Raw genomic sequence first — 12,551 nt, forward strand, 5'->3', positions numbered from 1 at the left:
ACAAGCTTTCAGCGAAAGGCAGGGCTAAAAATTCCTATACAAGTTATCTCAGAACATAGCTCTGTTTCGTGGAACAGGGTTAACTTGAGTGAAGTAAATCCCCAGGATCAAGAAGCCAAACTTGAACAAATTTTTCAGCAACAAAAGAGTGCTTTATTCAACTTAGATCGCAATCCTGTTTGGCACTTGTCTTTAATTACACTTTCATCTGAGAGGCATATTTTACTGGTCAGTTTGCCCGCACTGTGCGCCGATAGTCGCACACTAAAAAATCTGGTTCAAGAAATCAGCCAGTGCTATGCCACCTCCCTTCACGGCGAAGAAATTACCGATGAAGTTGTGCAATACATTCAATTTTCCGAATGGCAAAATGAATTGCTCGAAGATGAGGAAGCGGCGGAGGGCAAAGAATATTGGACTGGGCAGAATTTTTCAGCGCTAGCGAGTTTAAGGTTGCCGTTTGAAAATAGATTAATTAACGCGCCAGCTCAATTTACTCCCCAATCTTTTGAGGTCAAATTAGAGTTAGCTTTGCTGGAAAAAGTGGAAGCGATCGCCCGCCTGTACAACACCTCACTTTCTACATTCTTGCTCGCTTGCTGGAAAGTTTTGCTCTGGCGGCTGATTGGCCAATCAGAGATTACTGTTGGCGTGGCATTCGACGGTCGAAAATACGAAGAACTAGAGCCAGCGCTTGGGTTATTTGCCAAATTTTTACCGCTGTCGAGCCAACTAACAGAAAACTTTTCCTTCGCGGAAACCTGGCAGCAAATTCAGCAGGAAGAACGCGAGGCATACAAGTATCAAGAATATTTTTCCCCCGAATATCTAGGCAACTATTCCGGCTTTTCATTTGGTTTCGAGTTTGAGGAACAACTCGAAAAGCATTCGGCTAGTGGCGTATTTTTTTCGATTTACAAGCAGTATGCGTGCTGCGATCGCTTCAAAGTTAAACTCTCTTGCCACCGCCAAAATGACTCGCTCGCTGCTGAGTTTCACTACGATACTATCTTCCTGGCAGACAACAGTATCCGGTGCTTGGCAGAGCAATTTTACGCCTTAGTGCAAAGTGTAGCCAGCAACCCACAAACCGCAATCGGCAAGCTCGAAATGCTGAGCGCTCGCGCCCGAAATCAATTATTAGTAGAATTCAACAGTACAAAAGCAGATTACCAGCTCGATAAGTGCGTTCACCAGCTCTTTGAAGAACAAGCAGAGCGATCGCCCAACCGTATAGCTGCTGTTTGTGAAAATCAGCAAATTACCTACAGAGAACTCAACGCCCGCGCTAACAAAATCGCCCATTACTTGCAGCAATTAGATGTCAAGCCAGAGGTGATTGTCGGCCTTTGCGTCGATCGCTCTTTAGAGGCGATCGCTGGAATTCTAGGCATCCTCAAAGCAGGTGGCGCGTACCTACCGCTCGACCCAGCCATGCCCAAAGAGCGCCTAGCATTGATGTTGCAAAACGCTCAGACTCCAGTGCTGTTAACCCAACAGCATCTCATCACAAATTTGCCTGAAACTAAGGCATATATCGTCTGCTTGGATAAAGACATTCCCTCTTTTTCTCCTACTACTTTCGTCTCTGCTTCTGGTGAAAATTTAGCTTACATTATCTATACCTCCGGTTCCACCGGCACCCCCAAAGGAGTCGCCATTGAACACCGACAACTGCTCAATTACCTGCACGGAATTCAGGAAAAATTAAACCTGCCATCAGGTGCAAATTATGCCACCGTTTCTACCTTCGCCGCCGACTTGGGAAACACCGTTATTTTTCCGGCTTTGTGTTCGGGTGGATGCCTGCACATCATCTCTCAAGAACGCGCAACAGATCCTCAAGCAATTGCCGCTTATTTTCAGCAACATTCTATCGATTGTCTGAAAATTGTTCCCTCTCACTTAAAAGCTTTGTTGAGCGCTTCTAACGCCTCGCAAATCTTACCGAAAAAGCGATTAATTCTCGGCGGTGAGCCTTTGATGTGGAATTTAATTGAAACAATTGAGAAATACAATCCAGACTGCTCGATCTTCAACCATTACGGGCCGACAGAAACAACTGTAGGCGTGCTGACTTATCAGGTAAAAATGCAAGGCGATCGCATTTCCCAGACAGTTCCTTTAGGTCGCCCGCTACCCAACACGCAGATTTATTTGCTCGATGCGCACTTGCAGCCGGTTCCTGTAGGGGTAGCCGGTGAATTATATATTGCTGGGGCGGGATTGGCTCGTGGCTATCTAAACCAACCAGAACTCACCGCAGAAAAATTTATTTGCAAGTCATTGACTCAGGAACCGGAAACTCGACTTTACAAAACTGGCGACTTAGCTCGCTATTTGCCAGACGGAAATATAGAATTTATCGGTCGCGTCGATCGCCAAGTAAAGCTGCGAGGTTTCCGCATTGAATTAGGGGAAATTGAGGCGGGGCTGTCTCATCATCCCTCTGTACGCGAGGCAGCCGTTTTACTTCAGGAAAATGAACCGGGGAATCAGCGTTTAGTCGCCTATATCGTTTCTCACTCAAAACTCAGCGTTCAGGACTCACAACTGATTGAAAGCCTGCGTTCATTCCTCAAAGAAAAGCTGCCCGAATACATGATACCTTCTGCTTTTGTGGTTCTGAAAGCGCTGCCACTGACTCCCAATGGCAAAATAGACCGTCAAGCGCTTCCTGCACCGTCCATAGCAGCCAATTTTACAGATACGTTTGTAGGCCCTCGCACTCCCGGTGAGGAGATTCTTGCCGGAATTTGGAGCCAGCTTCTCAACCTTAAAAAGGTAGGAATTCACGACAATTTCTTTGAGTTGGGGGGACACTCATTACTGATTACTCAGTTGTTAGCCAAAGTGCGAGAATGTTTTCAGGTGGAATTGCCTTTGCGCGTTTTGTTTGAAGCTCCTACTGTAGCTGGTTTAGCTGAAAAGATCGAAATGCAACAAGGGGGCAACACAGCGGGCGATCGCCCCTCGAATTTCGATATTAATGCTGAAGCTATCCTAGACCCAGCCATCCGCCCGGAAACTGCAATTTTTGAGCCGACGGCTGAACCCACTCGCATCTTATTAACAGGATCAACAGGCTTTCTGGGAGCCTTTTTACTCCGGGAATTGCTGCTGCAAACTCAAGCAGAAATTTATTGCTTGGTACGCTCGGACGATGCTGAATCAGCCAAGGAGCGTATCCAAAGTAGCCTCGAATATTATTCGATTTGGGACGAGCATCTTAGCTACCGGATTATCCCGATAGTAGGAGATTTAGCTCAGCCACTTTTGGGGCTTTCAGAGGAGCTGTTTCGAGAAATGGCAAGCCAAATTGATGTCATTTATCACAATGGCGCGTTTGTCAAGTTCACTTATCCCTATTCGGTTCTCAAGCTTTCTAATGTTCTGGGAACTCAAGAAATCCTGCGACTGGCGAGTCAAATTAAGCTCAAACCCGTGCATTTTGTTTCTACTATATCCGTTTTCTCCTCAGCGGGGGAATCTGGGGTGAAGGTTGTGGGAGAGCAAGACGAACTAACGCCGGGAGAAGTTCTCAAAGGCGCTTACCCGCAGAGTAAATGGGTAGCAGAAAAGTTAATCGAAATCGGGCGCGAACGCAAAATTCCTATCAGCATTTACCGACCCGGACGTATTTCAGGACACAGCCAAACGGGTGCTTGCAATTCCAGCGATTCACTGTGCCGATTGCTTGCCGGTTGCGTGCAATTAGGATGCGTGCCCGATAGTGATAAGCTGATGAATGTAGCGCCAGTGGACTATGTGAGCCGAGCGATCGTTCACTTGTCCAGGCAAAAAGAATCGATCGGGAAAAATTTTCACTTAGTCAACCCTCATTCTTTCTACCTAAGTGAATTGGTGGCCTGGATTCGCTCAATCGGCTATCCAATCGAGCGGGTTTCTTATGAGACTTGGCAAGCAGAAATTGTAAATCGCGCTGGAAATTCTCCCGATCATGCGTTGTATCCGCTTGTCGGTCTTTTTTCCGAAAAAGTTTCTGAAGCGGAAATGCCACAATCAGGAACGCTACATTTCGATTGCCAAAATACGCTAGATGGACTTGCTACCACTGACATCACCTGTCTGCAAGCAGATGCGAATTTGTTTCGCACTTACTTTTCCTATCTCGCCGATCGCCAGTTAATAGAGGCTCCCAAACATCTGGTCTAAAAATGTAGAGGCGCGAGCGATCGCGTTTCTACCTCACTCACTTTGAGGAGAATTTTAAATCAAGCATCACTTAGACTGGCCCAAGTCCTGATTAGTTTATTCAACAAGAGGCAAAAGATTTTTATGTTAGGAAGTAGTAATGCGATCGCGATCGCAGGCAGAGCTACCGCAGAAGGAACGCGGCGTTACAGGGAACGGTATAACAAAAACTGTGCAGCCGATCACTTCCGAGAAACTGGTTCGCTCGTTGCCAGCTCGATTGGAATTGGCACTTACCTTGGCGAACCAGATGAGTATACTGACACTCTTGTGGCGGAAGCTGTAGTTGAATCGGTTCGGCGGGGTGCAAACCTAATTGACTCAGCAATCAACTACCGCTACCAGTACGGAGAGCGGAGTGTCGGAAGGGCTATCCGGCGTCTCCTGAAATCGGGAGAGGCTTCAAGAGATGAACTAATTATCTGTACGAAAGGTGGCGTTGTTCCCCATCCAACTCCAAACCATGTAGAGTGGTTTTATCAGCAGTACGTCGAGCCAAACAACTCTACTGTCAGCATGGCAGATTTGGCTGCGGAGCGTTACTGCATCCACCCAGAATACATTCAAGATCAGCTTAATTGGAGCCTCGCCAACCTCGGCATTGAGACAATCGATGTCTACTATCTTCACAATCCAGAAAAGCTACTTTCTCAAGTTGAACCCGATACTTTTTACTATCGGTTGCGAGAGGTTTTTGAGGTACTTGAAGGTGCAGTTTTAGCTGGAAAAATTGCCAATTACGGTCTGGCAACTTGGAATGCTTTCCGCGTACCTCCAACTCAAAGGGATCATATTGATCTGGCGCGTGCGAAGTCCATTGCTCGGGAAGTAGCTGGAAACAAAGAGGATCGGTTTCGGTTTATCCAGCTTCCTTTGAATATGGGAATGCCGGAAGCGGTTCTAACTCCAACTCAAACAATCGAAGGAGAACAAGTCTCAGTATTGGAAGCTGCCGATCGCTTAGGCATTTGGGCGATCGCCAGTATGTCGCTGTGTCAAGCGCAGGTTATCGGTCAGATCCCAGAAAAGATTGCTTTTGCCTTTGGCGAAAGCTTGCGGACAGACTGCCAGCGGGCGCTCCAATATACCCGGAGCGCCCCTGGCCTGCTTAGTGCCCTTGTAGGGATGAAAGCGCCAAAACATATAGAAGAGAACCTAGCCCTTGCTGCTGTCCCGCGGCTTGGGAGGGCAAGGTTTCAGGAACTTACTGATTCAATTGTTCAAGTGTTAAACGGAAATTGAAGTTCCCCTTGCTGGAGAACGGCTGAACTTAACCCTCTTTTGTCACTTTCGGCAGAAAATAATCTGGGATGGTTATAGCATAAGACTTTTACCAAAAACCTTGATTTCAGCCATTCTGTTAGAAAATAAATGCTCAAATCCTTAATATATCTACAGTTGAAAATTTGGCTCTCATTTTTATTTTCTCAGAGTGACAAAAGAGGGTTAAAATCTTGAATGGCGTTACCGAACCTTAGAATCTGACGGGGTGACAACAAGAGTCAAAAGCTTGATAGAATCTAGGACATAGCCCTCATATTGTTTCCGGTTGCATGGGAATGATCAAGTCAAAGTCAAGGTCAATAATTCCCTCTTCCCCAACGGACTACTCCCTATCCCGAACGGTGTAACCGGAATTGATATTAGCTGTCAGTTATCAGTTAACAGTTGCCAGTTGTCAGTAGCAATCGAATTTGATTTTACAGTTCAACTTTTCCGCAGTGCAGCGATAATCTGTGCGTTTGCCTGGGGAAAAGTAAATTGGTCAATTTCATCGAGTGTGACCCAGCGAATTTCATCGCATTCGATCGCTTGCGGTTCCCCACTGACGTGGCGGCAGTGGTGCACGTAGAGCCTAACTGTAAATTTAGTGTAGTCGTGGTCAATTGTAATCAGGCGATCGCCTACTTCTACGACAATCCCCAACTCCTCCATAATTTCCCGTTCTATGCAAGCTTCGATCGTTTCTCCAGGCTCTATTTTACCGCCCGGAAACTCCCAGAAACCCCCGTGCAGTCCATGTTGTCGGCGCTTGTCAATCAAAATTTGTTGGCGATCGTTCCAGATTGCAGCAACGCCGATAACTTTGTGGGCAACAGAAGAAAGAGACATATTAATTAGCAATTGGGAATTGGGAATTGGGAATTGGGAATTTAAGAATAATATCAATAATTATTCAATTATTTAATCTAAAATCTAAAATCTAAAATCTAAAATCTAAAATCTAAAATCTAAAATATTAAGCCCCCATCTTGCGAGGGGGGGCTTGACACTTGGACCACTTAAGTGTTAAGAATCTACTAATCCTCCGAGCCGTGTCTCTCACTGGCTTGTATGGACTTTTCAAAAGTCATTCGCTGTTCGGCATTTTTCAGAAAATAACCGCTAATCATAGCTGAGGCGAGCAATCTACCCAAATGTTCGCGACTGGTAGTCACTGTCACCCCGAAGTGTTCCGAAGGCAAATTCCCCAAAAGTCCAACAATATTTCGCTCCATCACTTGAAACACTTCGTGAGAAGTCGGCTTAGACAACTGAGAAACTGTGTCGGGAGCCATCGACTGCACGTATTGCCATAATAAGTTGGTATTTTCTCCGTCTTCTTCAAAGAATTCTGGGGATTTATTAGATGAGTTGCTCACGAGTACCTCCGTTTCAGAGACAGCTTGTTATGTTAGACGCGGGCGGTTAAATTAAATAACCCTTATCCGATCGCTGCTGATCTTTATTACTAAGTAATTACTAATGTAGCAGGACAGTCGTAACAACCAAGTGGGCACAACCGAATTAAAAGCGACGGTTTTTACGATTTTAGATTGGGGATTGCGAGTGGGCGAAATGTCCGATCGCCAATCCCCAGTCTACCTAGCTGGCTAGATAATCGTTCATATCTTGCTTGCGCTTGCGGAGTTTGGTCAAAGCTTCCCGTTCTATTTGCCGCACTCGTTCCCGACTGATGTTGAGACGATCGCCTATTTTTGCCAAAGTTAAGGTTTGCCCGTCTTCTAAACCGAACCGCAAGGCGAGCACTTCTCGCTGTTGCTGAGTCAGTTCCGCCATCAGGTGGTCTAAGTCAGTCCGCAGGGAAGATTGCAGGGCAAAATCTTCTGGCGTAGTACCCGTATCTTCCAACAAATCGCCCAACTCTGTATCTTGATTGTCTCCCACGCGCAAGTCCAGGGAAAGTGGCAGGCGCGCGCGATCGAGATATTCGCGAATCTGTTTGGGAGTCAATTCTAGCTCTGATGCCAATTCAGCAGCCGTGGCCGCGCGACCAAGCTGTTGAGCAAGTTGGCGCTGAGCCTTTTTAATTTTGTTGAGCTTTTCGGTGATGTGGATCGGCAAGCGGATGGTGCGGCCTTTTTCGGCGATCGCCCGAGTAATTGCCTGACGAATCCACCAATAAGCATAAGTAGAAAATCTGTAGCCCTTAGTCGGGTCAAATTTTTCTACTCCCCGCTGCATCCCGATCGTGCCTTCCTGAATTAGATCCAGTAAATCTACGTTGCGCTTGATATATTTTTTGGCAACAGACACTACCAGGCGGAGATTCGCTTCCACCATTTGGCGCTTTGCCCTTTCCCCGTGTTCGATCGTGCGCTGCAACTGTGCCTCAGACAGCCCAACTGCCTGTGCCCATTCAGCCGCCGTCGGGTCGCGGCCTAACTCTTCGGCTAAAATATTTTTCTCCTGATGCAGTGCGGTTGAGCGCTGTACCTGTTTCCCGTAGAGTATTTCTTGCTCATGGGTCAACAAGGGAACGCGGCCGATTTCCCGCAAGTAAGCGCGAACAGAATCTGTATCTGAGGACTTAAGAGTTTTCATGAGCTTTTCCCGCTGAGGATCTGTGCCTCTAAAGGTTTGCGGTAGTCACAAACCCCTAGCTTTAGCTGGGAAGGAAAGCGGGCGGGGACTTGCGCTTTCCTTCCATTTAAAGAGGCTTAATTTTATGGTAGCTAGCTACTACTCCCAGTCAGCACCGTCTCAGGTTAGGTTTTGGTTGGGGTGTGCAAATACTACGTTATGTTAAGAATCTTAACATTTGTGAGAGCAGTTGCCTACATTTCTTCATATTTATTTCATGTAAGCCTGGACTGTTGGTACGAGAGTACCCGCTTTCCTAGCTTTACAGTTTGCATCAATATAAACAAAATCAACCACCTCTCACAGGGGGAGATGGGGAGAGGGGCAGAGGGGGAGATGGGGAGGGAACGCTGTTGGCACAGCAAAGAGTGAAAAATAAAATTTAAATGCCCGGCAGCTTCAGTTCGCGATCGCACAAAGAACCCAAGAAACCGGGCTTTTTACCGAATATACGGGCTGTAAGGAGGTATTTTGGTTAAAAAACCCGATTTCAGGCCACCCGTCTGTCCAAGGGTATAAATCTGAAGTTACACATATTGATGAACCCGCCCTACAGATAAGGATTAATTAACAATTAAATAAGAGATTTGAATTGCAGGCATTCGCTCTCCAATCTTGAAATGAATCTGCGTTGCATCTGCATTGCATCTGCGGTTTCCCTATCAATCAAAAATTTATGCAATAAGTCTAATCAGTTCTTTGCCGTTGAGCTTCGTACAAGATGAGGGCTCCGGCAATCGACACATTTAAAGATTCTACGCCACGACTCAGGGGAATTTGGATTTGTCGATCGGCCAAACTCCTCAATTCTTCCGACAAACCAGAGCCTTCGTTGCCCAAAACTATCAGAGTCGGCACTCGCAAATCTACTTCCCAATAACTTAAACTGGCCCCGGCGACGGTTGCTAAAATTTGCATTCCTCGATTTTTATAGGCCGAGACTTCGGCGGTTAAATCTGGACTGACTGCCATTGGCAGTTTAAACCAAGCTCCTGCGGAGGCGCGCAGCACTTTGGGATGGTCTAAATCGGCGCTGTCTGCGCTCAGCAGCAAACCGTCAGCATTAGCAGCCGCAGCCGTGCGGACGATCGCCCCCAAGTTGCCGGGATCTTGGATTGTTTCTAGGGCTATTCCTAAAGTTGACAATTTTGCGGCCTCTGTTGCGGTGCGGGGTGCGGTGGCGACAATGCCGTCGGGTTGGACTGTAGTGGCGATCGACTCTAACACTTTTGCACTTACTAATTCTGTGCGATCGGCTAAATTACCAACTTGCTCCCAAAGTTCCCCGTGCCGATCCAGCCATTCGGGAGTGCAGCAAACCGTTGCTAGCGGGTATTTGGAAGCGCAAGCTTCCTCCAGCAAGTGCGTCCCTTCGAGTAAAAATAATTGTTGTTCCCTGCGTCCCTTCGAGCTGTGCAGCTTGCGAATTTCTTTAACTAGGGGGTTTTGAATACTTGTCAGCATTGTTTAATTCAGCAGAGCGAATGGGGTTATTGCCTGTATCGGGTTAACCCCAAACTTCCTTCTGCCTTTGGAATGCGGAACCCGGGACTTGAACCCGGAAGGCTTGCACCACATGAACCTGAATCATGCGCGTCTACCAATTCCGCCAGTTCCGCATTGGTCACGAATTACTACTGTGCCATAAGTTCGCGAATCTGTCAAGTGTTTTGGGGAATTTATTTTTTTTCTGGGCTGCTCCTACATATCAAATCCGTTGGCATGGGAATTATTCATCTCTCTCTTCTGGAGATTCTGTGTCTGAAGCATCAAGAGTGGTTTAATCATTTAACAACAACAGTAAACTATACAATCGCTAATAGGTCGTAAGATTAAACGAACCGCGAAGGCGCTAAGGACGCGAAGGAAGAAGGAAGAAAATATTCCTGATGCCGAATCCGATTTTGGATTTCCGATTAAAATTACTAATCCATCTAAAATCTAAAATTGTCCAATGCCATGCCCATTCTGTTACCATTGATTTGGCAGATATTTCTCATCACGTCGGCTACCTATGTCTGAGCCATTAACCCTCGATCCGAGTCAGTTGCCAGATATTAGCAACTTAGTTTTAGAAGACGATACTCCTTTGGACAGCTTCATCAACGAAAAACAGCAGCGGCTGCTGACAACGGTTTTATATAGCGGTGGCGATACAGGTATTACCGTTCCTTTCATTGCGGCTGCAAATGTCGGTTTGTTCAGCAGCGTGCGTCTACCTGGAATTGCCCCGGATGTGTTTCTTAGTGTCAATATTACTGGTGCTGAGGATTGGTGGGAAAAACAAGTGCGATCGTATTTATTTTGGGAATTTGGCAAACCTCCCGAAATTGCGATCGAAATTGTTTCGCCAACTCCGGGCAACGAATTGGGCAGCAAGTTAATAGATTACGCTCGAATGCGAATCCCGTATTATGTCGTGTACGATCCGCTACGCGAGTTGAAGGGGAGTACGCTGCGAGTCTTTGAATTGCAGAATCAATCTTACGTGCCGAAAAGTGATGCTTGGTTTCCCGAAGTCGGTTTGGGACTAACTCTGTGGCAAGGTGAATTTGAAAATGTCGGTGGTACTTGGTTGCGCTGGTGCTATGCTAGTGGCGAGCCCATTCCTACAGGCGACGAACTGGCGGCACAAAAAGATACTCAGTTATCTCAAAAAGATGCTCAGTTATCTCAAAAAGATGCTCAGTTACTGGAGGAACAGGCGCGCACTAAACAAGCATTTATCCAGGCGATAGAACTCGGTTTAAGACTGAAATTCCCAGATGAAGGATTGCTGTTGCTTGAGGAGATTGCGGGAATTTCTGATGTTGGTGTTTTGCAGGCGATCGCATCTTATATGCCAGCGGCCAACAACCTCGATGAAATCCGCCAAATCTATCAACCCTAATTTTACAACAAGGTTCGTAGTAACTCACATCTTGCGCTCTTCTTAGGAACGGGCTCTTCGGCCCATTCCACAAAACATCAAGTTGCTTGTGGAGTGGGCGTCCCGCCCGCGCCAAAATATAATTTTAGATGCGGGACAGCTTACTTAAAAAAAGTGGGAATCTAATCAGCCAAATCGGGGAAAACCTCGCGCACGGCCGGATGCACCAATCGGTGATTCTGCACGTTCAATCCCTTCGCCAAACTCGGATTCATTTCCAAAGCTTTAATCCCGTTATTTGCCAACTGCAAAACATAAGGCAAAGTGCTGTTATTCAAAGCTTGAGTTGCAGTCCAAGGCACGGCACCGGGCATATTCGGCACGCCGTAATGCACGACTCCTTCCTCAACATAAGTAGGATTTGTGTGAGAAGTTACCCGCAAAGTTTCCACGCAGCCGCCTTGGTCAACGGCTACGTCAACAATCACAGAACCGGGGTGCATCTTCGCAACAAATTCGCGAGAAACCAGAATTGGAGCTTTTTTGCCCAATACCAAAACCGCACCGATTAACAAATCAGTATCGGGGATAACTGCTTCAATTTGCAAAGGACTGCTGTAGAGGTATTCTACTCTGGAACCGAACAGAGTTTCCAAGTAGGCTAAGCGATCGACATTTACGTCTAATATCTGCACTCTCGCGCCCATTCCTACAGCAATTCTGGCTGCTTCTGTGCCGACAATTCCGCCGCCCAAAATCACAACTTTACCTGGTCTTACCCCCGGTACGCCGCCCAAAAGCACTCCTCTGCCACCTTGCTGTCGTTCCAGAAACCGAGCTCCGAACTGCACGGCCAAACGCCCTGCAATAATACTCATCGGCGTCAGCAGTGGCAATTTTCTGTCCGGGAGTTCGACGGTTTCGTAGGCGATGGCCTGGACTCCGCTGCTGATTAAATGCTCAGTTAATGTGCGATCTGCAGCCAAGTGCAAATATGTAAACAGCAACTGCTCTTTTTGCATCAGCGGATACTCAGCAGGCAGCGGTTCCTTAACTTTAACAATTAGTTCGCGCTTCCAGACATCTGAAGCCTTTAAGACAATCTTAGCCCCTGCTTCAACGTAGTCCTCGTCCGCGAAACCGGCCCCAGCACCAGCATTCGTTTCGACAAAAACTGCGTGACCTTGGTCCGAACAAGCCCGGACACTTGTGGGACTGAGCCCGACTCGAAACTCCAAATCCTTGATTTCCTTGGGGACGCCTATTTCCATCTATAACCTCTAATCTCAGGCATACGTCGATCGAATCTAACCTAAAAACCATCCCCAGGGGGACAATACCATTGTAGATTTTAGATTTGGCAATCCGGCTGGGCTAGGAGAATTTTTGTTAGATTTTCCGGCTGATCGATCGCAATTTCCAAAATTGATCGTTTTCCATAAAGTCGATCGGCTTTTTAGCTTGTTCCTACTTTATTTGATATGCGTGGTCGGCATTGATATACATTAGACCTCTTGCAAAAATCCTTTTCCTCAATTGATGGGACGGGCTCTGGGGCCCATCCCACAAGAGTTATTTTTTCTTGTGGGATGGGCCCCAGAGC

8 protein-coding genes and 1 tRNA gene are annotated in these 12,551 nt (G+C 46.8%); 3 read left to right on the forward strand and 6 right to left on the reverse strand.

Annotated features, from left to right (window positions below):
* Together ACUVJL_RS32990 and ACUVJL_RS32995 are read left to right on the forward strand one after the other, a co-directional pair.
* Nucleotides 1-4,176, forward strand: a 4,176-nt coding sequence (locus ACUVJL_RS32990; protein ID WP_445249689.1) for a non-ribosomal peptide synthetase family protein, incomplete at its 5' end; no start/stop codon positions are given.
* Nucleotides 4,177-4,299: 123 nt separating this feature from the next.
* Entirely contained in the window at nucleotides 4,300-5,457 is a 1,158-nt protein-coding gene (locus tag ACUVJL_RS32995) for an aldo/keto reductase (RefSeq protein WP_445249690.1), read from the forward strand.
* A 465-nt stretch (nucleotides 5,458-5,922) separates the two neighbouring features.
* Here ACUVJL_RS32995 and mutT read toward each other — a convergent pair whose 3' ends face one another.
* The 5 genes from mutT to ACUVJL_RS33020 all read right to left on the reverse strand — a co-directional run bounded on the left by mutT (nucleotide 5,923) and on the right by ACUVJL_RS33020 (nucleotide 9,698).
* Nucleotides 5,923-6,327 carry an 8-oxo-dGTP diphosphatase MutT gene (gene mutT / locus ACUVJL_RS33000; protein ID WP_445249691.1) on the reverse strand — a complete coding sequence of 135 codons (405 nt, stop codon included), beginning with the start codon at nucleotides 6,325-6,327 and terminating at the stop codon, nucleotides 5,923-5,925.
* Nucleotides 6,328-6,515: 188 nt separating this feature from the next.
* On the reverse strand, nucleotides 6,516-6,857 hold the full coding sequence (locus tag ACUVJL_RS33005) for a DUF760 domain-containing protein (protein ID WP_445249692.1): 342 nt from the start codon (nucleotides 6,855-6,857) through the stop codon (nucleotides 6,516-6,518).
* A gap of 223 nt (nucleotides 6,858-7,080) precedes the next feature.
* On the reverse strand, nucleotides 7,081-8,040 hold the full coding sequence (locus ACUVJL_RS33010) for an RNA polymerase sigma factor, RpoD/SigA family (protein WP_333443656.1): 960 nt from the start codon (nucleotides 8,038-8,040) through the stop codon (nucleotides 7,081-7,083).
* A 726-nt stretch (nucleotides 8,041-8,766) separates the two neighbouring features.
* Nucleotides 8,767-9,543 carry a TrmH family RNA methyltransferase gene (locus ACUVJL_RS33015; protein WP_445249693.1) on the reverse strand — a complete coding sequence of 259 codons (777 nt, stop codon included), beginning with the start codon at nucleotides 9,541-9,543 and terminating at the stop codon, nucleotides 8,767-8,769.
* Nucleotides 9,544-9,616: 73 nt separating this feature from the next.
* Nucleotides 9,617-9,698: transfer RNA gene (locus ACUVJL_RS33020), tRNA-Leu, on the reverse strand.
* A gap of 395 nt (nucleotides 9,699-10,093) precedes the next feature.
* On the opposite strand from ACUVJL_RS33020, the gene ACUVJL_RS33025 reads away from it, so the two are divergent.
* Nucleotides 10,094-10,969, forward strand: a complete 876-nt coding sequence (locus tag ACUVJL_RS33025) for a Uma2 family endonuclease (protein ID WP_445249694.1) — start codon at nucleotides 10,094-10,096, stop codon at nucleotides 10,967-10,969.
* 161 nt (nucleotides 10,970-11,130) lie between these two features.
* On the opposite strand, the gene ald is transcribed toward ACUVJL_RS33025, so the two are convergent.
* Nucleotides 11,131-12,219, reverse strand: coding sequence for an alanine dehydrogenase (gene ald, locus ACUVJL_RS33030; RefSeq protein ID WP_445249695.1), 1,089 nt, complete (start codon nucleotides 12,217-12,219; stop codon nucleotides 11,131-11,133).
* Nucleotides 12,220-12,551 lie beyond the last annotated feature (332 nt).

The organism is Microcoleus sp. OTE_8_concoct_300 (genome assembly GCF_031383065.1).
In the GTDB taxonomy this organism is placed as follows: Bacteria; Cyanobacteriota; Cyanobacteriia; order Cyanobacteriales; family Microcoleaceae; genus Microcoleus.